General features: G+C 42.1%; 27 protein-coding genes. 10 read left to right on the forward strand and 17 right to left on the reverse strand.

Going from position 1 to position 25,288, the window contains the following annotated elements:
* Nucleotides 1-80: 80 nt before the first annotated feature.
* The 4 genes from R8P61_08820 to R8P61_08835 form a co-directional block, all read right to left on the reverse strand.
* Complete coding sequence (locus tag R8P61_08820; protein ID MDW3647152.1) at nucleotides 81-902, reverse strand: carbohydrate-binding family 9-like protein; 822 nt, start codon at nucleotides 900-902, stop codon at nucleotides 81-83.
* 66 nt (nucleotides 903-968) lie between these two features.
* A complete protein-coding gene (locus R8P61_08825; protein ID MDW3647153.1) occupies nucleotides 969-1,316 on the reverse strand; it encodes an HIT family protein in 348 nt (115 codons plus the stop codon).
* Between the two features lie 38 nt (nucleotides 1,317-1,354).
* Nucleotides 1,355-1,897: a dihydrofolate reductase family protein gene (locus R8P61_08830; GenBank protein MDW3647154.1), complete on the reverse strand. Its 543-nt coding sequence runs from the start codon at nucleotides 1,895-1,897 to the stop codon at nucleotides 1,355-1,357.
* Nucleotides 1,898-2,039: 142 nt separating this feature from the next.
* A complete protein-coding gene (locus tag R8P61_08835) occupies nucleotides 2,040-2,855 on the reverse strand; it encodes a hypothetical protein (protein MDW3647155.1) in 816 nt (271 codons plus the stop codon).
* Between the two features lie 251 nt (nucleotides 2,856-3,106).
* On the opposite strand from R8P61_08835, the gene R8P61_08840 reads away from it, so the two are divergent.
* Entirely contained in the window at nucleotides 3,107-3,871 is a 765-nt protein-coding gene (locus tag R8P61_08840; protein MDW3647156.1) for an SDR family NAD(P)-dependent oxidoreductase, read from the forward strand.
* 82 nt (nucleotides 3,872-3,953) lie between these two features.
* On the opposite strand, the gene R8P61_08845 is transcribed toward R8P61_08840, so the two are convergent.
* The 3 genes from R8P61_08845 to R8P61_08855 form a co-directional block, all read right to left on the reverse strand.
* On the reverse strand, nucleotides 3,954-4,520 hold the full coding sequence (locus R8P61_08845; protein MDW3647157.1) for a hypothetical protein: 567 nt from the start codon (nucleotides 4,518-4,520) through the stop codon (nucleotides 3,954-3,956).
* 286 nt (nucleotides 4,521-4,806) lie between these two features.
* Nucleotides 4,807-6,426: an MBOAT family O-acyltransferase gene (locus R8P61_08850; GenBank protein ID MDW3647158.1), complete on the reverse strand. Its 1,620-nt coding sequence runs from the start codon at nucleotides 6,424-6,426 to the stop codon at nucleotides 4,807-4,809.
* Nucleotides 6,395-7,885 carry a LysM peptidoglycan-binding domain-containing protein gene (locus tag R8P61_08855; protein MDW3647159.1) on the reverse strand — a complete coding sequence of 497 codons (1,491 nt, stop codon included), beginning with the start codon at nucleotides 7,883-7,885 and terminating at the stop codon, nucleotides 6,395-6,397. Before R8P61_08855 ends, R8P61_08850 begins: the two co-directional genes overlap by 32 nt.
* 138 nt (nucleotides 7,886-8,023) lie before the next feature.
* Here R8P61_08855 and R8P61_08860 point away from each other — a divergent pair, with 138 nt between their 5' ends.
* The 3 genes from R8P61_08860 (at nucleotide 8,024) to R8P61_08870 (ending at nucleotide 11,449) form a co-directional block, all read left to right on the forward strand.
* A complete protein-coding gene (locus R8P61_08860; GenBank protein ID MDW3647160.1) occupies nucleotides 8,024-9,052 on the forward strand; it encodes a hypothetical protein in 1,029 nt (342 codons plus the stop codon).
* 327 nt (nucleotides 9,053-9,379) lie between these two features.
* On the forward strand, nucleotides 9,380-10,408 hold the full coding sequence (locus R8P61_08865) for a hypothetical protein (GenBank protein ID MDW3647161.1): 1,029 nt from the start codon (nucleotides 9,380-9,382) through the stop codon (nucleotides 10,406-10,408).
* A 9-nt stretch (nucleotides 10,409-10,417) separates the two neighbouring features.
* Nucleotides 10,418-11,449 (forward strand): T9SS type A sorting domain-containing protein, encoded by a 1,032-nt coding sequence (locus tag R8P61_08870; GenBank protein ID MDW3647162.1) that lies wholly within the window; start codon nucleotides 10,418-10,420, stop codon nucleotides 11,447-11,449.
* 66 nt (nucleotides 11,450-11,515) lie between these two features.
* Here R8P61_08870 and R8P61_08875 read toward each other — a convergent pair whose 3' ends face one another.
* The 5 genes from R8P61_08875 to R8P61_08895 all read right to left on the reverse strand — a co-directional run bounded on the left by R8P61_08875 (nucleotide 11,516) and on the right by R8P61_08895 (nucleotide 16,408).
* A complete protein-coding gene (locus tag R8P61_08875; GenBank protein MDW3647163.1) occupies nucleotides 11,516-12,814 on the reverse strand; it encodes a pyruvate dehydrogenase complex dihydrolipoamide acetyltransferase in 1,299 nt (432 codons plus the stop codon).
* Between the two features lie 104 nt (nucleotides 12,815-12,918).
* Nucleotides 12,919-14,403: a hypothetical protein gene (locus R8P61_08880; protein ID MDW3647164.1), complete on the reverse strand. Its 1,485-nt coding sequence runs from the start codon at nucleotides 14,401-14,403 to the stop codon at nucleotides 12,919-12,921.
* On the reverse strand, nucleotides 14,393-14,953 hold the full coding sequence (locus R8P61_08885; protein MDW3647165.1) for an RNA polymerase sigma factor: 561 nt from the start codon (nucleotides 14,951-14,953) through the stop codon (nucleotides 14,393-14,395). Before R8P61_08885 ends, R8P61_08880 begins: the two co-directional genes overlap by 11 nt.
* 155 nt (nucleotides 14,954-15,108) lie before the next feature.
* Nucleotides 15,109-15,276, reverse strand: a complete 168-nt coding sequence (locus tag R8P61_08890) for a hypothetical protein (protein ID MDW3647166.1) — start codon at nucleotides 15,274-15,276, stop codon at nucleotides 15,109-15,111.
* A 187-nt stretch (nucleotides 15,277-15,463) separates the two neighbouring features.
* Complete coding sequence (locus tag R8P61_08895) at nucleotides 15,464-16,408, reverse strand: DUF3078 domain-containing protein (GenBank protein ID MDW3647167.1); 945 nt, start codon at nucleotides 16,406-16,408, stop codon at nucleotides 15,464-15,466.
* A gap of 324 nt (nucleotides 16,409-16,732) precedes the next feature.
* Between R8P61_08895 and R8P61_08900 the strand changes: the two genes are divergently transcribed.
* The 6 genes from R8P61_08900 (at nucleotide 16,733) to R8P61_08925 (ending at nucleotide 20,549) form a co-directional block, all read left to right on the forward strand.
* Nucleotides 16,733-17,191 (forward strand): NADH-quinone oxidoreductase subunit A, encoded by a 459-nt coding sequence (locus R8P61_08900; protein ID MDW3647168.1) that lies wholly within the window; start codon nucleotides 16,733-16,735, stop codon nucleotides 17,189-17,191.
* A 31-nt stretch (nucleotides 17,192-17,222) separates the two neighbouring features.
* Nucleotides 17,223-17,384, forward strand: a complete 162-nt coding sequence (locus tag R8P61_08905) for a hypothetical protein (GenBank protein MDW3647169.1) — start codon at nucleotides 17,223-17,225, stop codon at nucleotides 17,382-17,384.
* Nucleotides 17,371-17,940 (forward strand): NADH-quinone oxidoreductase subunit NuoB, encoded by a 570-nt coding sequence (nuoB, locus tag R8P61_08910; protein MDW3647170.1) that lies wholly within the window; start codon nucleotides 17,371-17,373, stop codon nucleotides 17,938-17,940. Before R8P61_08905 ends, nuoB begins: the two co-directional genes overlap by 14 nt.
* Nucleotides 17,918-18,403: an NADH-quinone oxidoreductase subunit C gene (locus R8P61_08915; protein ID MDW3647171.1), complete on the forward strand. Its 486-nt coding sequence runs from the start codon at nucleotides 17,918-17,920 to the stop codon at nucleotides 18,401-18,403. The genes nuoB and R8P61_08915 overlap by 23 nt, the downstream gene beginning before the upstream one ends.
* Nucleotides 18,404-18,557: 154 nt before the next feature.
* Nucleotides 18,558-19,682, forward strand: coding sequence for an NADH-quinone oxidoreductase subunit D (locus tag R8P61_08920; GenBank protein MDW3647172.1), 1,125 nt, complete (start codon nucleotides 18,558-18,560; stop codon nucleotides 19,680-19,682).
* Between the two features lie 27 nt (nucleotides 19,683-19,709).
* Nucleotides 19,710-20,549, forward strand: a complete 840-nt coding sequence (locus tag R8P61_08925) for an SDR family NAD(P)-dependent oxidoreductase (protein MDW3647173.1) — start codon at nucleotides 19,710-19,712, stop codon at nucleotides 20,547-20,549.
* 5 nt (nucleotides 20,550-20,554) lie between these two features.
* Here the strand turns inward: R8P61_08925 and R8P61_08930 are convergent, their stop codons facing one another.
* From R8P61_08930 to R8P61_08950, 5 genes are all read right to left on the reverse strand, one after another.
* On the reverse strand, nucleotides 20,555-21,160 hold the full coding sequence (locus R8P61_08930; protein MDW3647174.1) for a TetR/AcrR family transcriptional regulator: 606 nt from the start codon (nucleotides 21,158-21,160) through the stop codon (nucleotides 20,555-20,557).
* Nucleotides 21,157-21,585, reverse strand: a complete 429-nt coding sequence (locus R8P61_08935) for a PaaI family thioesterase (protein ID MDW3647175.1) — start codon at nucleotides 21,583-21,585, stop codon at nucleotides 21,157-21,159. The genes R8P61_08930 and R8P61_08935 overlap by 4 nt, the downstream gene beginning before the upstream one ends.
* Before the next feature lie 156 nt (nucleotides 21,586-21,741).
* The gene (locus R8P61_08940; GenBank protein MDW3647176.1) at nucleotides 21,742-22,755 is read right to left on the reverse strand and encodes an NADP-dependent oxidoreductase; all 1,014 of its coding nucleotides are present in this window, start codon (nucleotides 22,753-22,755) and stop codon (nucleotides 21,742-21,744) included.
* A gap of 18 nt (nucleotides 22,756-22,773) precedes the next feature.
* Nucleotides 22,774-23,523, reverse strand: coding sequence for a glucose 1-dehydrogenase (locus R8P61_08945; protein MDW3647177.1), 750 nt, complete (start codon nucleotides 23,521-23,523; stop codon nucleotides 22,774-22,776).
* A 69-nt stretch (nucleotides 23,524-23,592) separates the two neighbouring features.
* The gene (locus R8P61_08950) at nucleotides 23,593-25,281 is read right to left on the reverse strand and encodes an AMP-binding protein (protein MDW3647178.1); all 1,689 of its coding nucleotides are present in this window, start codon (nucleotides 25,279-25,281) and stop codon (nucleotides 23,593-23,595) included.
* Nucleotides 25,282-25,288 lie beyond the last annotated feature (7 nt).

A 25,288-nucleotide genomic window follows, 5' to 3' on the forward strand; every position in this document is an offset into this window, starting at 1 on the left:
ATAGGGCTTAGATAGATTCATCCAAGATAATCAAAAATACCCAATCGAATATTTTGTTGACAGAAGGGGATGAATACTGCTTAGCTATCTTTTTTCTCATCCACAAACTCAATTCTACTCCATTTCTCTGGCAAATGGGTATCGTAAATGCCATGACTACTTAATACCCATGCGGGATGAGGTTGGACTTCCTTGCCCCCAATCATCAACTTCTGAAAGCGGCCTAGAAACATCTTCCAGATATCACCGGGAGTAGGAGGGAGGCTCCGACCATTGGCCAATAACTCCAGACTTTTCCAGGGTATACCTATTTCCAAAGACCAGCCTTTGTCAATATCACGATGGTCATTTATGGTCCCTTCAACTTGCACCGCCGTTTCCAAATTCGGCATATCATAATTGGTAAAAGCCCAGCGTATGCCTCTGGGATGGGTTCCTTTCCAAAATGAGGCTCCACTGCGATCATAATCTCCCCCAAAGGTATAGGCCTGATCCTGATGTACGTCAAATTGAGGGATGTCAAACTTTGATCCCTTTTTGTAAGCATCCTTCCAGATGAAAAATACCTCATAAATGGTATTGGCAGCATTTACTTCCAACTCATAATAACAATCTCCACCATCGATAAAGACTTCCAGGTCATTCTCCAGAAAAATAATACTGTCTCTTTCTGTGAGTTTGGCTTCTATAAAAGGTTCCTCAGCTTTGAAGGCAAGGTAAAGATGACTGTCATTCCATAAGATAGCAGTGCGTGTGTCATACATGCCCGGATCAGCCGTAACCATATCGACAAATCGCTTGCTCCAGACCGCTTCTTTCCATATGGGCTTTTCCACATCTCCATCTATTTTAATGGATCTGTCAATCATTTTTGCCTGTAAATCAGATTGAGGTTTATTCATATTGGTGGGGTAATGAGGAATTTTTTTAACAAAGAAGCTTAATACTAAGGATTGAAGCTCCTTAAATCAATGCATAGCTTCTCCTTGCTCATTTCTGAGCCGCTTTCCCTGATGTACATACCAATGCAAATGCTTGCTACTTTGGTAATCGCCTACATTGGAGGATATTCGACAGCCCCCATATTTCTCTTCAAATAGCCTTGTTACAAATTGCATAGCAGCAAATAAATCTCGATTCAATTCAGCTTCATTGGGATAAGAGGAAAGGGATTCGATATGGGCTTTTGGAATAATGACCACGTGGCGTTCGAAATAGGGTTTTGTATGATGAAATGCCATCACGAGATCTGTCTCAAAGATAATGTCAACTTTGAGCTTTCCGGGTATGATTTGCTGGCAATAAATATCTTCCATAAAGACAAATGAGAGGTTAAAAGCTGATCTGATTTGGCTTAGCTTCTTTTTCGCTTATAGGAATTCTGCACAATCTGTTTTAAAAAAACTTTGGACTCGATATGCTCCCATGCTAATGGTTTCGGTAAATCTCCAAATAAAGGGAATCCTCCTCCCAATAATATTGGGATGGTGGTGATTCTCAATTCATCAATCAAATCTTCACTCAGAAAATTTTGCACGGTCCTCCCTCCATCAATGTATAATTTGTGGTAGCCTAGTTCATGGATTTTACCGAGAATTTCCTGAGGACTTCCCGCTAGAATGCTTACTTTTTCTTTTAAGCCTTCTGGCACTTCCTTTAGTGAATTGCTCAGGACAAAGACAGGCTTACTGTATGGCCATTCTCCTCCAAATCCACAAACTACATCAAAGGTAGTACGGCCCATGACGATGGCATCTATTTCAGCTATCAAGTCATTGTAACCCATGTCATGCTGATCAGGGTTGGGGATAGCATGAAGCCAGTCCAACTCACCTTGCTTGTCAGCAATGTAGCCGTCCAGACTTTTAGCGATAAAAACGATATTCTTTTTCTTCATGTAATTGTATTTATCTCTATTTGATAGCTTAAATCTAAGTTGGATTTCTGATTTTTCTTATGCTCTATTTCGCCTAAAATTTTCAGCTGACAAATTCAAGAGATAAAATTTGGCTAACTAGGCCAGATGCAAGATTGAGCGCTTAGTCAGCTGCTTTTATTTTTTCTTTAAGGTAGAGCAAATCTCCCGGATGCAGCTCAAGTTCGGAATACACTTCTTTCAGTTTATCATAGATCGCCTGGCTAATCGAAACCTTCTCTTGAAGAAGCTGATTTTCAATTCCAAGCAGGGCATCTATGGACTTGTTTTCTGTTAAAATTTTTTCACTAGCAGTAAAGGCTAAAGTTGGATACTGACCCTTCAAAAATTTAAGTAGATCCCTAATTATCCCTAAAGCCTTTATGTTCTTGTCCGTTGAAAATTTCCTTTTTTGATTAATAATCGATCCATATTTGAATAGATCATGAAAGTTATCGCTAATCACTTCAGATCGTTTGATTAGTTCTTTTTTAGATTCTCCCAGATCATGAATGATTAATCTGACCTTTGGCTTCTTTTTATTGCTGACAAACAAAGATTCCAGCGTGCTTTCTTCATCAAGGGCGATAGGGATATAGTATTTGCGGTCAAATACTCCTTTTTTAATTAAGTCTATTCCGGGATAGAAATTAGTCGCCTCCTTTTCTATTTCCCTTAAATCATAGAATCTGATTCTCATAAGTGGCAGGTCTTCCTTTTTGATATCCTGGAGGAAAGGCTGACCAAAATCACTAGGAACTCCTATCTCCAATCCCGCTATAGGATAGCTTAGTAGAAGATCTTTATACCAGGTCGGAATTCTGTTTTCTACATATTTGCTGATAGAATTGAAGTCCTGGGTTTTTGTTAGCCTCCCGGTATCGATATCCTTTTTAAACTTTTCAAAAAAACCTTCGATATATTGATTTTTCCTTGACATGCTTGAGCCTATCTAGCATAAACTCCGAAGGCTAGCAGCTAGCTCTTAGGAGGGCGTTTATTTTTTAGAGGTATATGGCCTTTGCAATATAGCCTTCATATCTACTTTATCTTCATTTTATTTCCCTGGGATAAAATCAATCTTCTCTCTTCCTGATCTCTTAAGATTCTTCCTTGCAAATGCTACATTTGTCAGCAGGCCTATTGGGAACTCCTTTTTTCTGACTGGTACAAAATTCATAAATCGAAAGCATGGAATTATTCAAACTCACTGGAAAAGTAGCATTAATAACGGGTGGTAATGGAGGCATAGGTTTGGCCTATGCCAAAGGACTAGTAAAAGCCGGCGCAAAAGTCGCTATTTGGGGAAGGAATGAGAGGAAAAATAAAGAAGCGCTTGAAGAACTTAAATCTTTGGGAGGAGAAGTTGCTGCCTTTGTTTGTGACGTTACAAATACTGAGGAAGTAGATACTGCTTTTGAGGCTACTATGGCTCACTTCAAGCAGGTAGATATCTGCTTTGCCAATGCAGGTGCAGGAGGGCCGCGTGGGATGTTGCATCAGATTGACTATAAAGATTGGCAGGGAATTCTGGACCTGAATCTGAATGCTGTGGTACATATTTACCGCAAAGTGATTCCTCAATTATTGGAAAGAAATGCGCCCGGCAAGCTCATCGTTACCTCTTCGGTAGCAGCTTTGCTTGGGATGGGTTTTGCCTCCGGCTATGCAACAACAAAGGCTGCTGTAGGCGGCTTGACGCGCGCGCTGGCAATAGAACTCGGGCGCAACAATATTCAGGTAAATGCCATTTTGCCCGGCTATGTTGAAACCGATATGTCCGTGAAAACTCCCCAGGCTTTCAAAGATTCAGTTTTGAGGCGTTCTGCTTCGGGTAAGTTTGGTACCCTCGAACAAATGGAAGGAATTGCCGTCTTTCTGGCTTCTCCGGCCAGTGATTTTATGACGGGACAAAGCATTGTACTGGACGGCGGACATACCATCAATCCGATTTAAAGCCTATTTGTTCTAATAAAAGAGGGATGCATAACAAGCCTGAACTTAGCATTATGCATCCCTGCTTTGAAGCTCTGGCTATTTATTTTTTCGAATTGTCTAGCAACCTATAAGCAACAGTAATCGCGACTGCATTGGAATTAAATCCGGCGAAAATCCCTAAAGATGGGTCTACATTTTCTCCGCTGGAAAACCTTAGGCTTACAGAAGGTATAGTCTCAGCGCTTAGATAAAATACCTCAGAAAAATTGTATTGAAAACCCAATACATAGCCCAAACCTCCCTGAACCACGAATATGGTATTATCTGCTACAACGCTTAGTGCCAGATTTGCAAAAGGTTCTGGACCCCGATAAAAATTTAGTTTCTCATTGATGGCTTTTCTTCTTTCTGAACCCATCGCGATACCAAGTGCCAGATTACCTACATTCTCGTCGGCGATATTTGCGAAAGAAATATTTGCGACACCCAATCTAATCCGAGAATATTTATTGGGCTCTTTTTCTTTTTTATAAATGAAATCGAAGTTTTGCAGACCGGTCATTCGAATGCCTAATTCTTTGGTTTGCCCCTGACTACTCAAAGCCAGGCCGATAAGAAGAAAAAAGAAGAAAAGTGTTTTGGGTAAATAGGTGTTAATGTTCATCATGTGTTGAGTTAATTGTGTTTAATGATTTGCTAAATGCCTTCATGGAACTTAGCATAAAATAAATCCTGCATCCTTAAGGCAAAGCTTAAAGACACCTTATGCTTTTTAGTCTTATGATGGGTGGTGAGTATGTGAAGAGAGCGTAAGATAGGCACTTTTGGTTTCAGGCCTATCATGAAGAATTCATAAGGTTAACTTTCAATGAAGCTAATCTGTTTGAAGGGGGGAAATAAATAGTAAATGGTTGTATACTTACCCCATTTATTTGCTTCAAAAAGAAGATTTCCTAAAACTGGAAGTAGATAAATTGCTGGGGAGTGTCAAGCCCACTTTGGACGATAAATACCAGCCAGATAAAGATAGCAATGACACCAGCTTTAACCAGAAAGTGAGACTTGATAAAGTAGGTCTCTACAAAATTATCGATATCATCCGGGATAAAGTGGAGGAGATATCCCATGATCATCAGGAGGAATACGCTTTGCTTCTGAGAAAGGACTTCCCCCACAATTTCACCCCCGAAGTTGAGGTAGATATTTTCAATCATGTCCCAGGCGAGTTCAAAGGATTCTGCCCGGAAGAAGATCCAGCAAAAGCAGACAAAATGGAAGGTGAATATCACGCTTAACAAATGGACTACTACACTGAGCAATAGAGAAAACCAACCTTGCATAAACCATCGGGCCTGAACCAGGAAGTTAGCTACTTTATTATCGCTATTCTGGCCCTCTTCACTCAACATGAATTCATCAAGCTTATCCAGCCCTTTAGATAGCTTTCGTCGAACCCACTGCTTGGCATGTTTGAGCATACGGTCGATTGCAAGTGCAACTCCATGCAGGGCTCCCCAAACCACAAATCGCCAGGAAGCACCATGCCAAAGTCCTCCCAACAACATAGTGATCAGCAGGTTGATATACGTCCTGAATTTGCCTCGCCTGTTTCCTCCCATTGAGATGTAGAGATAATCTCTCAACCAGGAAGAAAGACTGATATGCCACCTTCGCCAAAATTCCTGTATGCTCCCGGATTGATAGGGAGAATTGAAGTTGATAGGAAGTCGAAATCCAAGTAAAAGCCCGATTCCTATGGCCATGTCTGAATACCCAGAAAAATCACAATATATCTGCAAGGCAAAGCCATAGACAGCCATTAGGTTTTCGAAGCCTGTATGCAGGGTCGGTACCTCGAAAATGCCATCTACGAAATTGGTGCCAATGTAATCTGATATGACCGCTTTCTTGAAAAGGCCACTACAAATCAGAAGAAAAGCTCTCCCGAGATCTTCTGCACTGATCTCAATATTATTGCGGATTTGCGGGAGGAATTGAGCCGCCCGAACGATAGGACCTGCTACCAATTGCGGGAAGAAACTCACAAAGAATCCAAAATCCAGGATATTGTCCACAGGTTCCAGCTTGCGACGATAGATATCTATCGTATAGCTCATGGTCTGGAAGGTGAAAAAGGATATACCTACCGGAAGAATAATATCGAGATTGGAGAGGGGCGTAGCAAAGATTCCGTTAACGGTATCGATGAAGAAATTGGTGTACTTGAATATCGCCAGTATGCCCAGATTGACTACGATGCTGATGATGAGATAAATACGTGCTTTTTTTCTATCTGTCTCTCGATGGATCAGAAAGCCGAGGTAGTAATCAACCAGGGTAGAAAATATGAGGAGGAGGAAATAAAGTCCGCTTGATTTATAGTAGAAAAAGAGGGAGAAAAGGAAAACCCAGGCAGTCCTCATGGGTTTGCGGCCCAAAAGCAGCAGGTACACCCCCATGAATAAAAGAAATAAGAGGAGAAATTGTCCGGTATGGAAGAGCAAGGGTTGATCCGGATCGTAAATAAATAGTTGAGCAATATTATCTGGACTCAGCCAATCGAAAATCCTCATAGCCTTTCATCAACGCCCTAAATAATAGTTTACCTTGTAATTCATAGCCCGCCTTCGTCAAGTGTAAGTAGTCTTCCTGTGCCAAATATGCATCTTTCCATTGACGTATGGAACCACTTCCCCCCATTATTTCAAAAAAATCCCAGCAAGCCAATTCATTTGCCAGCGAATAGGAGAGGAGAATGTTCTTGCTTCGCCTCACATTGGGATTTTCTTCTCGCCCTGATCGCAAGGCTTCGGGAGGGGTAGTGAATAGAATATCTGTATAGGGAATCTGCTGTTCTAAATCTGAGATAAACTCATCAATTTCATCAAAAAAGCGGTTGGCATTGAAGCCCCGATTTACGCTTTCATTTGTACCTAAAGAAATGATAATCAGATCGGGATTCAAGGCTCGAACCTGTCTCCAGAAATTACCAGAGCGATTGAAATGCTTGAATTCAGCTCCATTCACTCCGATCATATGGTAAAGGATACCTTTTTTATGGGTGTTTTCCAGTACCATTCCATAAAGGACACTTTGACTTTGCAAAGACGTACTTTTTCTTCCTCTTAAATAAACTTCCTGCCCGGCTTCTTCCCAATTGACCTGGTGTAGGGTGTTCATCAGGGAACGATCAGAAATCGGGAGCAAATAACCGCTTCCATTGTTTTGGATTCGTTTTCTGGGTACTGCCTTTCTGCTTCCTTTGGAGACTTTCAATTTTTGCCCCGCATAGATTACACTTGATTCCAATCCATTCAACTCTTTGAGCTCCCGAATTGTCAGGCCATATTTTTTGGCTACCCGGGTTAGATTATCGCCACTTTCTATGATATGATATTCTGCATCCGTATTTACTACAGGAGGTGCAACATATATCGGAGAATTTCCGGTAAATGAAGTTGGACTGATTTGTAAGTCGAAATTGATAGGACCCTGTTCTGCAAAAAGGGTTACCTGGTTGAAAGAATAATCCAGTTCATATGGATTTTCGCCCAAACGGATACGCAACTCAAAATTGGGGCTTTGGGAACGTATGCCCATGCCACTCACTCCTGTTCGAAGATCCTGAGGAACGCTGCGTGAATTTCTACGACTTTCCCAGCGAATATTGCTACGGGCAGTAATATCCTTGGGACCATTGGTCTTGGCAACATTATATGGAAAGATCAGGCCTCTTCCTGCTGATCCGAATCTCTTTTGTAATTCCATTCGAACGATACCCGAAAACCAGTCTGCCTGGATATGGGAATCCCCTATATGGACAATGTTGAGTTGTTTTTTTTCGCCTGATTCGAGCTGAGATAGTTGGCGGTAAAACTGACGTAATCCTTTTAGATTATTGTCAATTTCATTTATCTCTTCTTTGATAAATGGGTAGCTGCTGCCTCGGTAAAAGGTATCCTGCGCCTGTATAATTGCACATAGATTAAAGAACACAAAAGCAATACAAACGCTGGGGAGCTTATGAAGCATGGAAATTCTCGCTTAGGCCAACAAAATTACAAAAATAGTACCAGTAAGCAGCTAGAGTAAATCTTCTCTTATTTATTTTCTGACATAGAGAATACCCTGCTTTTTTACGCTTTTTTCCCTTTTTATGTACCTTGTACTATGGCCAGAATAAATGAAAAGAAAATTCCCTTTAGTATAGATCGGGGATTGCGGAGATACCTCAAGAATTATTTGCGGGAAATGAGTCTTCCTATCCAGTATTCTGACCTTTCTCGATACAGTGAAGGGATCACCCTTTATGATAAATACGGAAATGATACCCTCTGGATTTCTCTCCTGTATAGCCAGGATGATCTCAATCATATCAATGAAAGTCTAAAGCAGATATATGCCATTCTGAAAGCAAATGGAGATATGTCTGTAATGCAGCACCTGTATGTTGATCGTATAGACCTTTGCCTGTATGGAAATACCAATCCTTTTCGGGTACGTGTGGTGAATAAAATCAATGACAACTTTGATTATTTCTACATCAAACATGCAGATGCTTCGCGCATATATGGCCTGGAATTAGAACATTTACTTTCTCCTAATCATATGAGTTATGTAGTAGATGGAGATACTTTGATTGAGGAACATATCGCAGGTATACCAGGAGAGGAATTTATCCAAAACTATCTCAATACCGGCCGGGTTGAAAATGAGATTCGTTTGGCCAAAGAATTTGTCAAATTCAATGAACGTTGTTTTGTGCGTTTGTTGGGCGATATGCATTCCAGCAATTATGTTATCGAAATCATGCCTGATTTTGAGGACATTCATTACCGCATTCGAGCCATAGACTTCGACCAACAATCATATGAACCTCGCAAAAGTATCTATATGCCTCAGTATTTTAAGCAGAATATGGGCATCATAGATGTAGGATTGAGGCATATGACTCCTACTACTGTACGCCAATACCAGAAAGAAGAGAGATCCATGATCTCGAGCAGGATTCGTTATTCAATTCGGCAGGTAAGAGATCTGATGAAATATATGGTAAAAAGTGAATTGGCTCCGCAAGAGTACGTGGAGGGATTAGGGAAGGAGTTGGCCGAGCACTACAAAATTGACAAATTTAATACAGGGAGAACCATGGGAGATCTGGTTAAGCTGAGTCTGGAACTTCTGGTGGAGAATAATTAGCATAGGGTGTAGATCCCTCCAAGATTTTTCTACTAATTATCAATATATCCTTTGATTCGATTAATAATTGAGTAATTTCAATTTGTAAGGCTAAGAAGCAGCTGATACACAACTGTAATTAGCCTTTACTCACCTCTCTTCTCTGAAAAGGTTTGGTCCCTATAAAATCTTTCCAGATACCCTATTTAGCAGTCTGCATGAAGCTCTGAAAAGAGCCAGGATTCCTTTTGCCAAAAGCCAGGGAAAAGGTCTTGGCTTTCATTGTCCATTTTTGGGGCATAGAGCTGTTTCCAGGCTTTATTCCGTACTTATTTAACACATTTTAACATGAAACCGACCTTATTAAGCATTTTAATTCTTTTCCTATTTAGTGTGAGTCAGGCCAATATATTAAGGGTTGACAATACGCCGGGAAGTAGTGCTCCTTATTCTGACCTTACTACTGCCCATGCAGTAGCATTGGATGGAGATACTTTGTACATCGAAGGATCAAATACCTCCTATGGCAATTTGATACTAAACAAACGACTGGTAATCCTTGGGCCTGGATATTACCTGGATCAAAACCCAAATACCCCTGTCAGTTTATCCGCCATTGTTGCTATTTTTACCCTGGAAAGAAGCGATCCTAATGATCCTACTTCCGGTTCTTATCAAAGTGAAATACGGGGGCTGAGTTTTACAGCTACTTCGAATTCAGGAATTAGAATTGAAAGTAGTGAAATCACCATTGCAAATTGCCTGATTCGATCAGATATAGCACTACAGTCATTCGACATCAATGGCATCCATGTATCGCAATGTTATTTCCAGGGAGAAGGCATAGATGCTTCTTCCAATAATCCAGGCTTTAACGGAGTTGTTTTTATTAACAACATTGTGGAAGGTAACTTTTTGATTCCTGACAATTCAACGGGAACCATCAACCACAATTTGTTTCTGGGGGATCGTTTTGAAGTCTTGAGTTTTGCAGGAGAACTTCGATCCAATATCGCTACATCAACCAACACAAGCAATTTTGCAGTTAGCTCCTCCGGCTCGGGTCAAATTTCCCATAACACGGCGGCCAATGGTCAATTCGGGACGATTGATGACAATAACATTTCAGCAGCAAATGTATTGTTTGTGGGTTTGACCGGAAATAGCCAGGATGGACAGTATCAATTGGCTGCTGGTGCTACGGCAGTATTGGGAAATGCTCATGACGCTACAGATCGAGGACCATTTGGGGGAAATAGAGCTTACAGTTTGTCTGGACTTTCTGACATCCCCAGAATCATTTCGCTTGAAGTACCTCCTACTGGATCAGCTTCAGAAACCTTTACCATCCGTGTGAAAGCCCGTGCAGGAAATTAATCTATAGCCATGAGAAAAATTAAGATGCTAAAATTTTGCACAGGCTTTGTTCTACTTATTACAATGCTTCTTTCAGGAAGTAATTGTTTCGGGCAAAACCAGATCACGCGCGCAGAATGGTTTGTGGATCTGGATCCTGGATTTAATATGGCAAATCAGGTCTCAAGCCTTACGCCTGGCCTGGAAGTAGATGTGAATCTAAATCTGGATTTGAGTAATTATACTCCTGGACTTCATACCTTTTATGTTCGGATGTTGGACAATGCGGGGAGCTGGTCCCATACGCTTTCCCAAAATTTCTATGTATTAAGTAGAGATAGCTCTGAAGATTTGTCTTCCCTTGAATGGTTCTGGGATATCGATCCTGGATTCGGGCAGGGAAATCCGGTTCCTAATGTTTCCGGTGATACGCTGGATAGCAGTTGGGCGATAAATTTGGATACACTAGCTCCGGGAATCCATAATTTGTATGTGAGGGTTCAGGACGAAGAGGGCCTATGGAGCCAAAGCCTGAATGCGAGTAGTTGTATAATCGCTGAACCAGAAGCCCTGATAGATAGGTTCACTTATTATTATCAAGATTCTCTGGGGAGTTCAGATACCATCCTGTATAGTCTTATGCAGGCACAGTCTTATGTTGATATCTCTTTTGAGCCGGATACTTCAAGTTTGATGGGTAACAGGACTTATCAATTGTGCATCAATGCCATACGAACGGATGGCGTGATGAGTTTTGATGCTTGCCAGAGCTTTTCCTGGAGCTCCTCGGTTGGAATAGACCGGGGAAGTTTGACCTCTCTGGTAAAGCTCTACCCGAATCCTGCTTCCGGATTTATTTCTTTGGAACTACCAGGAAGGAGAAGCGGGAAGATGAAAGTCAGTTTAATTGATATGCGGGGCAAATACCTGATGGAGAAAGTATTTGATAGAACGGCAAGTCATCTTCAAAGACTCGAACTTCCTGAATTAGTTCCCGCTGTATATTTTTTAAGTATCGAGATGGGACAGCAAGTCGGGATAAAGAAAATACTTGTAAAGTAGAAGCTTATGCAAAAAGAAAGGGCCAGAAATATTTCTGGCCCTTTTTTATGTTATTCTTATCCATTTTTATATCAGGATTCTCACCGGATCTTCCAGCAATTGTCTGAACGTAACCAGGAATTGAGAACCAACCATTCCGTCAACCACACGGTGATCACAGGAAAGGGTAACTTTCATCATATGAGCAGGAACAATCTCTCCGTCTTTTACAATCGGCTTCTGGATAATGGCTGAAACGGCCATGATGCAGGAGTTGGGAGGATTGATGATGGCGGTAAATTCTTCTATGCCCATCATGCCCAGATTAGAAATACTGAAGGTATTTCCTTCCCAATCAGCTGGCTGAAGTTTACGGTCTCTGGCTTTTTTGGCGAGATCTTTGGCTTCAGCAGATATGCTGGCCAGTCCTTTTTGATCTGCAAAGCGGATCACAGGTACAATCAGGCCTTCATCAACAGCTACAGCCATTCCTACATGGATATGCTGATTGTAGCGGATGCTATCGCCATTCCAACCTGCATTTACAGCGGGATGCTGTCTAAGCGCAGTTGCTGCAGCTTTGATCACCAGGTCATTGAAAGATATTTTAACCGGTGCAACTTCATTCAGGGACTTTCTTGCTGCTACTGCCTTATCCATGTTGATTTCCATGGTAAGGTAGAAGTGAGGTGCAGTAAACTTGCTTTCTCCCAGTCTACGCGCAATGGTTTTACGCATTTGAGAAAGAGGTTTATCCTCAGAGCTCTCTACACCGCTTACTGCCATAGGTACAAATGTACTGGATCCATTGGCAGATGCTGCGGGAAGTGGAGCTTCCTTATAGTTCTCAATATCACGTTTGATGATACGACCCCCTTCGCCAGTACCCTGAACTCGTTGTATGTCTATTCCTTTTTCTTTGGCCATAGCTTTGGCCAGAGGTGAAGCTTTAAGTCTACCATCAGTTGAGGAACTTTCCTCAACTACAGCAGGAGCAGCAGCTATTACAGGGGCGCTAACTTTTACTTCTTTAACAGGCTCTGGACTTGGAGCGGGAGCCTCAGCCTTTGGTTCCTCTGCGGGAGGAGCGCTTTCTGCGGCAGGAGCAGCATTTTTAGCTTCCTCAATCAGAGCAGCTACATCTTCTCCTTTTTCTCCAATGATCACCAGTAATTCGCCAACAGGAATCCCCTTTCCTTCTTCAATACCGACATGCAGTACGGTACCATCAAAGAAAGATTCGACATCCATGGTCGCCTTATCGGTTTCCACTTCGGCCAGCAGATCACCATTGCCAACCGTATCTCCTACTTTTACATGCCATGCTGCGATAACTCCTTCTGTCATGGTATCGCTCAAGCGAGGCATTTTGATAACTTCAGCCATTGAAAATTATTTGCTTAGTTTTTGAGTGGCTAAAATTAGAGATAAGTTTCGAAATGTAAAACGGCTTTGAAAAAAATCGATCAATATTATAGTAATACCTGCCTTTAATTAGAGAATTTGAATCCTAAACGGAATCCTACGTAGTACGGAATCTCATTTATCTCTCTTTGTTGCTCTTTATAAACCGGACTTCCCTGAAATTTTATCTGGGGACCGAAGAAAATAGCATGTCTATCTGAAAGATGACGAGAAAAGTTGAAACCAGCCTGATAGGTCAAATGGAAAGGATGATACTGGATCAATCCGGGTACATCACTAGAGATGGTATTGGAGAATGCGTTCTCTGTTGTTCCTCTTGAAGCAGTAAAGTCATAGAAGTTTGCACTTTGGGTGATAGACTTTGAATAAGCCCTTGCCGCATAAACCGACGCTCCTCCATAAACTTCTAGCGAAGATCTACCTCTGTCCAGGATTCGGTAGTTCACTTGTAAGGGAATTCCGAATTGATGGTAGCGGTATTGAGTATTTCTACTTGAAAGGGGCGAATTGAAGCGAGAAGTTGGCAAAGAACTGCTATTATCAAGAATATTGAGGTTGTAGGTGCCCAGTGAGAAAAGTCCATATTCAACTCCTCCCTGAAGGCTCAATCTTTTATTGAGTTTCCATTCGGCCAAAATACCGAGACTGATACTTTCTTCAGGAATCACTACTTGTAGATTGCCGGGTGCATTCAATCCTTCATATTGATATCCAGCAGGCTGATCAGAATTGCTTGGAGCCAGGAAGAGATCTTCATTGGCCAGACTATTTCCAAGATTTAGGTCTCTGTATCCTTTGTGAAAATCGGTATATGCCAATAAGGACCACCTTTTGGACTTGGAAGCTCTCTGGCTTTGAAGAGTCATCGGATAGTTGAACGGAGACTTTAAAATCTCTGGTACATCCGCCAAAGGATCCAGATGGGTGATTTTGAGATCCATGCCGTTGTCTTCCTCAATTTCCTTGTATAAAGAAACTGAAGAAGGCTCCGACAGGCCTTGTGATTCCGGCTGAGCCGTGTTAGCGTGCTGTGGGACTGTATGTATAAGTTTTTCATTCAAGTCAGCATCGAGGGCCTTAGATCTGAATACAGAAGGCTTCTTAGCGACTGAAGAATAGGTGGCAGTTGTAGATTTAGGGGGATTTGTTTGTGAAGGATTAGATGGATGACTTGTTGGAGAGGGACGCTTTGTTTCCTGACTTGATTTTGGTTCCGGGATAACTATAGTAGAATTTTCCGCTTTTTCAATAGAACTGCTTTCAATAGTTGAATGGGTTTCAACTAAGGGTTTGACAACAGGGGCAGGACTTTCTACCTGAACCTCCGCCAATTGTTGCTTGGGACTATTTACAGAGCTGTAATTCCAGAAACCCCAAAGCATACCTATGCTACCCAACAATAAAGCAAGGAGCAAGAGCCAGAACCCTAAGCCTCTTTTATCGTTGCCCGCTACCTGGGCCTCGATATTATTCCAAAGCTCGGGGCTGGGTGGAATAGTTGCCTGCGACAACTTTTCCCTCAACTTTTTCTCAAATAGTTCAGATGGCATCCTTGTAAATATTTGTTTCCATATAAGCTTCACTGATTCTTTGTTTTAAAAGTGCACGCGCACGGGCATATTGCGAACGGGAAGTACTTTCTGATATTTTGAGTTTCTTACCAATCTCCGCATGTGAATAACCTTCTATTGCGTACATATTGAATACCAAACGGTATCCGCTGGGCAAGGCCTGGATGATCTTAAACAAGAATTCCAATTCCAGCATGTCCAGCGCGTTCTCATTTACCTCCTTGGTCCCTGCTTCTTTTATTTCCAACTCCTTATATCGGTGCTTCTCTCTCCTTACATGGTCAATAGCTGTATTGACACAAACCCTGCGAATCCATGCCTCGAGTGAACCTGTTTCCTGATATTTGTGAAGGTTTTGAAAAATTTTGACAAAGGCATCTTGCAAAATGTCCTCTGCCTCAGCTGTTTTTTGTGCATATCTGTTGCATACAGCCAGCATCCTGGGCGCATAGTATTCATACAGGGCCTTCTGTGCGGAGGCCTTGCCTGAAATACAATCTTGAATCATCCCAGAATCCGGATGTGGCATGAGATATTATTTAACAGCTAAACGCAGCTTCTTTTTAATTCGCTGCATCAAATTTCCAGAAAATAAAAAAATGCCACCAATAAGGGTGGCATTTTTCTTCAAAAAACCAGAGAAGATTTATACAAAGCCGTCTGAGCGGCGGATTTCCATCTCTACTAAGGCAGTACAGAAATGCTTTTCTCCATATCAATCGCTACTTCTGTAGTCGCTGTTTTGTCAAGGTCAGCATTAAGATTTGCAATGGTCAAAACGCCTCCTAAAAGTGCAAGGGCTAATAAGGCCGCTCCTGCTATGTTCTTTATATTTCTATTTCGCTTTTTCATAATGTTTGTTTTGGTTACACTATTAATACGCCTTAAGACCTAAAAAAGTAACTATAAAAGCATCGCCTTTAGCAAGCGTGTTGCCTGAAATGCTAAACGTGTCTGAAAAAGCTCATGAATTGGAGAAAGGTAAAAAAAATGCCCTGAATAAGCATCCAGGGCATAAACGTCCATATAAAGAATATGATTATTTCGAGCTAATGTTGTAGGTCAAGCCTACAACGTAATAGGTTTGTAGAGGACTTTCTCCTCCCAAATCTCTTCCTCCAGCTTCAGCTGCAAGGGCTTCCTGCTTGTTGCCCCTTAAGCCTAATTCAGCACCTACGCCAAATCCATTGGCTACATTAAATGCTACACTATTGATCCAGGTCCAGTTCGATAGATCTGAAGATTTGTAGCTTTGGAAGGTAGAAAAGTTGGACTTCCAGTCAACCTTTCCTCCTAATTTGGCAGTGTAATCTGCAACGATCTTTGCTCCCAATGAAGATTGAAAGTCAAATGCCTGATTAGAGAATACAAAGTTGTAGTTCAAGGGATGAATAACAATGACCAGATTGGACATTGGGGTCCAGGTAGCACCTACACCAAAGTCCAGGTAACCAGGATTGTTAAAATTACTTACGATAGTAGAACGATACTCACCCAAAGCGGAAGCTGCCAATTTTTCATTGAACTTGTATCCGTACAAAGAACTAATGTTGATCGCATCAGAAGTTGACTGAAGCGTATCAGAGTCATTAGGATTGTCTTTGTCATCAACACTCAACCAACCCATATTGATATTGCCAGAATTTCTCCAGAAAGATTTCTCAGTGAAATAGTTAGCAAATCCATTTAATCCGATTCCGATATTTGTGGAAGTGATATTGGGTTGTGCGCGGGAAAGCCAGTCATTGAATCCATTGAATCCCAGACCAAATACTCCAAATGCTCCATTTTCCCAACGAGGGAATTTTACAAGTTGAGCTTCAATTCCAGCAATTTCTCCATTAAGGGCATCAATTTGACCTTGAAGTGTTGCTACCTCTGCCTGCTTTTCAGCTTTTTGAGTATTCAGCTCTTCATCAGTCTGGCCAAAGGCGAAAAGGGTACATGAAAGGATGATTCCTAAAAGTAAAAGACTTCTTTTCATTGTAGTTTAATTAGTTGAAATCGGGCGCAAATATATTTCATTGCACGCATAAAAAATCTTTAGGCTTAAATTTATTCTAGTTTTTTCTGCTTTATCAATTCTGTATTCTCTCTGAAAAGCTCTTTGAGAACAGGAAAAATGACTATTTTTACCTTAGAATTATTTCGCATGAATACTTAGCCTGAATATTCGTGTTTTGGACATGGATATCCGTGAAAGGTCACAGCTTTTGTGCGAAAATAGTTTTTTCGAGCTTCTTCAATATTCCAATAACCAAAATATTTAGCCTAATGTTTGGTTTTGGGCTGGTGAAATTAAAAGAAATTGACTGAATTTGCTAAAATACTGCTCTTCCTGATTGCTGCCTGCATCTTTGTAGGAATAGGCTATATGGCCAATTTCCTTTTGGCTCCCAATAGACCCAATCCAGAGAAAAACAGCAGTTATGAGTGTGGAGAAGAAGCATTGGATCAGGGGGCAATTCAATTCAATCTCCGCTTTTACATCATTGGACTTATATTCCTCATATTTGAGGTGGAAATCTTATTTCTCTTTCCCTGGGCGACGGTTTTTGCGGAGAAAGAGTTGATCGAAGCCAATTCTTCCTGGGGCTGGTTTGCTCTGGCGGAGGCCTTGCTATTTGTCGCCGTTCTGGCATTGGGATTAGCTTATGTATGGCGAAAAGGAGGATTGGAATGGGTGAAAACGGAGGCTGTGCCTTTGAATAGAGAAATAGGCCTTCCGGAAATTCAGTATGAAAAAGTAAATCAAAAGTATAGCTGAAAAGCTGTATTATTATAATAGAAAAAGAATTATGCCCGGAATTTGGGAAATACTGATCATTGGAATTGTGGTAGCGACCATAGTCGTTCCTTATTTCAAGAAAAAGAAAGAAGCCGAACGCATCGCCGAAAACAAAAAGCGTCCCCGCTATAAGGCTCCTGATGCAAGAGAGGTTGATTATGAAGAAGAATGAGGCGCAAACATGGGAGGGATATGATCCTGCAGCTGGTAAAAGTGGTCAGGGAAATATCATCATCACCCGGGTAGAGGATTTGCTTAATTGGGCAAGGCTTTCTTCTCTCTGGCCTATGGGTTTTGGCCTGGCCTGTTGCGCGATCGAAATGATGGCTAGTAATGCCAGCCACTATGACCTCGACCGATTGGGGGTTTTCCCCCGACCTTCTCCCCGCCAATCTGATGTAATGATCGTTGCAGGTACGGTTACTTTTAAAATGGCCGACCGAATCAAGCGCTTATATGAACAAATGCCTGAACCCCGATATGTGATATCTATGGGTTCCTGTTCAAATTGTGGAGGACCTTATTGGGAGCATGGATACCATGTGGTAAAAGGCGTGGATAGAATTATTCCGGTAGATGTGTATGTTCCTGGTTGTCCCCCGAGGCCTGAAGCCCTGATTGGTGGAATCCTTAAATTGCAGGAGAAGATCAGAGGCGAAAAGTATTTCCAGACAGAAAAACCTCAGGAAATTCCAACGAATATTCATGGAAGTAGCAAAAATAGTTGAGCTTTTAGCAGGCAAGTTCCCGACGGCCATTTTGGAACAAGAACTGGAGGTAAAGCAGCCTTTTTTAGTGCTGGAAGCCAAACAACTACCTGAATTTTGTGAATTCTGCTTGAAAGATGAAAGATTATATTTTGATTTTCTTCATTGTATCAGTGGGGTAGATTTGGGAGAATCGAGCGGTAAACTAGAGCTCGTATACCATTTGAGCTCTTTGATCCATGAGCATCAAATAGTACTAAAAGTTCGCATGGAGCGTGAAAATCCTGCTCCCATTCCTTCTGTTTCTGCTATATGGAGAGCGGCCGATTGGCATGAAAGAGAGGCCTTTGACCTGCTGGGTATTCCATTTTCTGATCATCCGGATCTAAGACGAATTTTATTGCCCGATGATTGGGAAGGAAATCCTCTGAGAAAGGATTATGTAGAGGCGGAAAAGTATAGGGATATTAAAATAAAATATTAATGTTTTCTCGCGTTCTCGTTTTCTTGTTGAGTCTATATAATACCTGGAACAGGGAAACACCAGAACACCCAATTCAAACTACAACACTTTAACACTACAACACATTAAAACTCCTCCCACATCCGGCTTAAAGCGGAAGCTCAGCTCCGAAGAGATGCTCATCAACATTGGGCCTCAGCATCCCTCAACACATGGGGTTTTGCGTCTGGAGGTGGTGACAGATGGAGAGATAGTGAAAGAAGTGATCCCACATCTGGGCTATCTGCATAGATGTTTTGAAAAGCATGCCGAGGCTTTGACCTATCCTCAGATTCTGCCCTACACAGATCGCATGGATTACCTTTCTTCCATGAATAATAATCATGCGCTGGTAATGGGAGTAGAGCGGATGATGGGAATTGAAAATGAGATCCCTAAAAGAATTGAATACATACGCGTGCTCGTTTGTGAGTTGAATCGCATCGCCTCTCATATGATTGCACTCGGAACCTATGGACTTGATATCGGAGCATTTACGCCCTTTCTCTGGACCTTTAGAGATCGGGAGCATATCATGAATCTGCTCGAATGGGCAAGTGGTTCTCGTATGCTTTACAATTATATCTGGGTAGGAGGCTTATTTTTCGATTTGCCTTTGGGCTTTGAGGAAAGATGTGCCGAATTTGTCCAGTACTTTCGCCCAAAAATGGATGAGCTCAACCGACTCATTACAGAAAATGAGATTTTCATTCGAAGAACTGCCAATGTGGGCGTATTACCTCTTTCTCTAGCGGTCAACTATGGCTGTTCTGGTCCTATGTTGAGAGGGTCTGGATTGAAATGGGATTTGAGGAAAGTTGATGCCTATTCCGTATATGGAGAACTTGACTTTGAGATTGCTGTAGGGAAAGGAGAAATGGGAAGTCTGGGAGATTGCTGGGATCGTTTTAAAGTCAGGGTGGATGAAGTAGAAGAGTCCCTGAAGATCATTTCTCAATGTCTTGAAAAGCTCAAGAAAAAATATGCGCGAAGCCCTGATTTTGATCCCAGAGCTTTCTGTCCTCCCAAAGCCAGACCTAAGGCCCAGGAATATTATGTGCGCGCAGAAAACCCTCGTGGAGAATTAGGCTTTTATTTTGTTGCAGACGGGAAAAAAGACATTCCTTACAGATGTAAAGCCCGTACTCCCAGTTTTTGCAATTTGAGTGTGTTGTCCGAATTGTCAAAAGGAGTGATGATTGCCGACTTGGTTGCGATTATTGGCAGTATTGATATTGTACTTGGTGAGGTTGATCGTTAACTTGGGAAAACTAAATTCTACTACTACATGCATCCTTTTAATGATAAAGTCGCCGTTGTTACAGGCGCATCCTCCGGAATCGGTAAAGCACTGGCTCAGGCATTTGCCAAATACGGTTGCCATGTTGCGATCGCAGACATTCGCCCTCAAGAATTAGAAGAAACACGTGCCAGTCTTGAGCAATATGGAAAGACTTATAAAGCCTACACCCTCGATGTATCCAATAAAGATGCGATCTATGCTTTTGCGGATCAGGTGGCAGCAGACTTTCCTTCGGTTGATATTGTGATCAATAATGCCGGAGTATCACTTACAACTCCTATGGCTCAGGCCAAAATGGAAGATTTTCACTGGTTGATGGATATCAATTTCTGGGGAATGGTATATGGCTGTCAGGCCTTTCTCCCTCATTTGCTAAAGCAAAAAGAAGCCTGGTTAAGCAATGTATCCAGTATATTCGGAATGATCGGTGTGCCATCTCAAGGGACCTATTGTGCCAGTAAGTTTGCCATCCGCGGCTATACGGAAAGCCTTCGTCAGGAATTCAAGCGAAGCAAATTGAAAGTATCTGCCATTCATCCTGGAGGAGTAAAGACCAATATTGTGAGATGGGGAAAAGTGGAATCTTCTTATGCCGATGAAGAGCGACAAAAAAGTATGATAGCCGGTTTTGATAAAGTGGCAAAGACCACCCCTGAAAAAGCAGCTGAAATCATCATTAAAGGCATGGCTAAAGGCAAGAAGCGAATTCTGGTTGGAGGGGATGCCTGGTTCCTGGATAAAATGGCGAGATTATTTCCTCAAGGCTATGATGCCATCGTAGGAAGAGAGTTTCAAAAGGTGGATGACTTTGAGGCGGGAAGCTGAAGATTTTAGCTAGGACTACTTCTGAATTTCCTGAATTCTTCCCTTCCTTTCTGGGTGCAAATGCCTCTCAGATAAGGCCAGATGATGTTAGAGAAAAGGGCTTCATTTCCCTGGGTATAAAAGGCCTCGTCTTCCAGCATACTTTTTAGTAGAATGGTGATCGTACGAGAGGCGATTTCCGTATCTACATGGGCCACAAATATGCCTTCATTGATGCCTTGAACCAACAACTCCTGTGTCCTGTGTTTTCCAAAAGCTTCATCATTGTCCCAAAGCTCTGGAAAGTATTTGGCGATGTCGTTAAAGAAATTTGGATTTACCCGATTGAAGGCCTCAACGGAACGGCGATAAAATTTGATCAGGGTTTCCGCTATGTTCTGGGCATTTTCTTTCAGGCTATTATATTCCAGCTGAGAGTCGTTTTTATAGAGGTCAAAACATTCACGTACCAGTCCTGTCTTGTCTCCGAAAATATTGTAGAGGGTTTTGCTCGAAATATTGAGCGTCTGAGTGATCTGGCCAACAGTTACACTCCGGATTCCATATTTCAAAAAGAGCTTCAAAGAGCCCCGTATATAAATATTTTTCTTTTCTACGCTTTCCCCAATCATTTTTCTGATCTATAAACACTAAAAACCGCACGACCCTCAGCAACTAGTTTTTCACCATTCTCCTGCCAGGCTTGCATTTTTACAGAGATAACACGATTCCCATTTTTTACAAGCTCTCCCGTAACGGTGAGATCTGTAGGGCCAGCTCCTCTTAAATAATCAATCCGTAAATCGATGGTTGAGACTTTCTCTTTAGGTGATTTCAGGGTACCCATTGCGACTATTCCGCCAGCAGAATCCATAGCGGTAGCTATCACGCCTCCATGCCATCGTCGGGTTCTCGGATCTCCAATTACTTCTTCCCGAAAAGGAATCAAGAGTTTTGAAAATCCTTCGCGGTATTCCAATAATTGAAGATTGAGAAATTTATGAAATGGAATTACCTCTTCTGTGATTTGCTTCAGTACGTCGTCAGAAACTAGCATGCAGATTCCCTTACTATCAAATTTGAAAATGCAGGATGAAATTCAGTCCAAAGCTATGGAAAATATTTCGATTTCCAAATTTTCCTTTGGGTGGTAGATATAAAAAAAATCCGGGAAGAAGCTTCCCGGATTTTTTATCTTTTGAACAATTATGGTTTACTCATCGGCAACTTTGAGGACGAGTTTCCCCATTTTTTTTCCATCAAAAAGTCTCATGAGGGTAGTGGGGAAATTTTCCAATCCTTCTACGATATACTCTTTGTTTTTGAGTTTGCCTTCTGCCATCCATCCGGCCATTTCTCTAGCTGCTTTTCCGTAATTAGCAACATTGTCAAATACAACGATTCCTTCCATTCGGGCTCTGTTTACCAATAGGGAAAGGTAATTACTTGGGCCTTTTACAGGGCTAGTATTGTTGTATTGAGAAATCGCGCCACAAATGACTATGCGGGCTTTCATATTTATGCGGGTCAAAACTGTATCCAGAATTTCTCCACCTACATTATCAAAATATACATCTACTCCCTGAGGGCAGGTTCTTTTGATAGCAGATCTCAGGTGCTCATCCTGGTTTTTGTAATCAATACAATCATCAAAGCCCAATTCTTCTATGACATAGCGGCACTTTTCAGGTCCTCCTGCTATACCAACGGTTCTACAGCCTTTGATTTTGGCAATTTGGCCTACGACAGATCCTACCGCTCCTGCAGCACCAGATACGAGAACAGTTTCTCCTTCTTTGGGTTGCCCGGTATCCAGGATACCAAAATAGGCCGTCATTCCTGGCATCCCCAATACGGATAAATAGGTAGGTAGGGGAGCAAAGCTTGTATCTACTTTTACCAGATCTTTGGCTTTGGCAATATGGTACTCCTGTACCCCTCCGCCTCCGGTTACATATTGTCCTTTTGCAAAGCCATCGGCTTTGGAGTCTACGACAATTCCGGCAGTACCTGCACGCATGACTTCTCCGATTTGTACCGGACGGATGTAGGATTTTCCTTCATTCAACCAACCCCGCATAGCAGGATCCAATGAGATGTAGAGGATTTTAACCAAAACTTCTCCGTCTTCGAGCTCGCGAAGCGGCTGCTCTTCAAAATTAAAGGTCTTTTCATCGGCAAATCCGATGGGTCTTTGGGCGAGGGTAAAGGCTTTGCTTTTCAGCATGATGTTGCGAATTTAGATTTATATAGTTAGACCTCCGTCAGCGGTAAAGATGCTTCCGGTTATGAAGGCGCCCGAATCGCTTGCCAGCAAAGTTGCCAGACCTGCAATATCCTTGGGTTGACCGTCGTATTTGATGGCTTGTTGAGACATGATCATTTTATAGATCTGCTCATTTTCAAGCATAGTTTTACTCAATTTTGTTTTGATGAAACCGGGGCAAATGGCATTTACCCGTATTCCGTCCGTTCCCCATTCCTGTGCGAATACTTTCGTCAGCATAATCAAAGCCGCTTTAGAAACACTATAAACGCCCAATCCCTGACTAGGACTTTGGCCTTCAACACTGGAGATATTTATAATAGAACCTCCTCCGCGAACTTTCATATGGGGATGTACCTGACGGCTGAGTTCGAAGGGACCTTTGAGGTTGACATCAAAGGTCTTGTCATATTGCCAATCCATGATACTCAGGACAGGTCCAAAGTGTAGACTGGTACCCGCATTGTTTACCAGAATATCTATCCCTCCATATTCTGCTATTACTTCTTCTACAAAGCCCGGGATCTCTTCTACTTTTCCTACATTACAGGCGAGGCCTACCGCTTCCAGTCCTTCTGATCGAAATCTTGCAGCTACCTCATCAACTGCTTCTTGCTTTCGGCTGCTGATAACAACTTTTGCCCCTGCTTTAGCGAGATCATAGGCGATTGCCTCTCCGATTCCTTTACTAGCACCGGTTACTATCGCGACTTTTCCTTTAAGGTCCATGTAATTTCAATTTTGGAGATGAAATTCGAAATAAAGGAAAAGCCCTGCCTTTTTCATTAAACAGGTATATTATTCCCAGATCACAGGATTCTCCCCTTCATTGTACCACTCTTCCATGCGGACTTTGTATCGGGCATCCATAACATTACGCTTGACCTTAAGGGTAGGGGTCATAAGGCCATTTTCAACCGTCCAAAGGTCTGCCGTAATCACCAACTTGTTGATCTTTTCGTAGTCAGCTACCGAATCGTTCACTGCTATGAGGGTATCTGTCAAACTTTCTTCTACCTCTGCCTTGTCCATATGTCGAGCACCTTCAGAGAGATTGACAAGGGCGAAAGGCTGGGGGAGTCCATAGCCAACTACGCAAACCTGTTCGATCAGTGTATTTGAAGCAAACATGCGCTCCATGGGCACAGGAATGACATATTCTGCTTTAGAAGTCTTGAACATATCTTTTACTCTACCCGTGATTTTTATGTAGCCTTCTGGAGTGATTTCAGCCATATCTCCCGTATGTAGCCATCCATCTTTTATGACAGCAGCAGTTGCTTCCGGATTTTTGTAGTATCCATCCATCACCCAGTCAGCTTTCATCAAAAGTTCCTGAGTTTCAGGATCAACCTTAAGTTCACAGCCTGGATAAGGTTTCCCTACAGTTCCTACACGTATGGCTTCTCTGGGATTGATTGTACAGACGGCACTGTTTTCTGTCATGCCATATCCTTCGCTGATTTTGATGCCTACTTTTTTGAACCATTCTATGGTTGAGGCTGAAATAGGGGCGGCTCCAGAAATCAACCATTCAGCTCTATCCAATCCCAAGCCTTTCTGAATTTTTCTTTTTACGAGACCGGAGACGATCGGAATTTTGAGGAGCTTGTCAAGTTTCTCTTGTGGCATTTTATCCAAAATACCCATCTGGAATTTGGTCCAGATTCGGGGAACGGCCAGAAAAACCGAAGGTCTTGCATGCTGAAGGTTAGCAGCAAAGGTGTCCAGGGATTCTACAAAATAAATGGTGCCACCCGTAAGGAAGCTGCCATTTTCCACCAATGCTCTTTCCGCTACATGATTCAAAGGCAGGTAGGAAAAGAAAGTAGGATCTTTGAGTTGATCAAATTTTGTGAGTTCCAGGGTAGGTTTATTGCCGGCGCAGTTAGTGTAGTATTTTTGCATGACCCCTTTGGGGGTTCCGGTTGTTCCAGAAGTATATACGATGGTTTCCAGATCGTCCATATTTGGTTTGTGATCTTCAGCTGCTGGCTCATATTTATCCAAGAGATCTTGCCACTTTTCAAATTTCTCAGCAGTAGAGATGGGGAAGGAAATACATCTGACATTGTCGGGTACTCCATTGTAAACCGCATGGGTATCATCCAACTTCCCTACAAAGAGAACCCGGGATTCACTATGCTCCAGGAGCTGCCTCAGCTGATCTGCATTCAGGTTTGGATAAAATGGAACTGAGACATGTCCACTCATTTTGATGGCCAGGTCACAAATGATCCATCTTGCACAGTTTTTAGATACCAGGCCTATTTTGCTATGAGGCGGAAGATCCATATCTCTGAGTGCTGCAGCGATACGTCTTGCTTCATTTCCTACCTGGGCCCAGGTGAAATCATGCCATTGGCCATTGAGGGGCTGACGTAGATAGACGGCGTTGGGCTTGATTTTTTCCCATTTATAGAATAACTCCAGTGAGGTGAGTAGGTCCTCGGAAACGGCCTGGGGATTTGTAGTAGCCTGATTCATAATATTT

The sequence above is a fragment of the Bacteroidia bacterium genome (assembly GCA_033391075.1).
In the GTDB taxonomy this organism is placed as follows: Bacteria; Bacteroidota; Bacteroidia; order J057; family J057; genus JAWPMV01.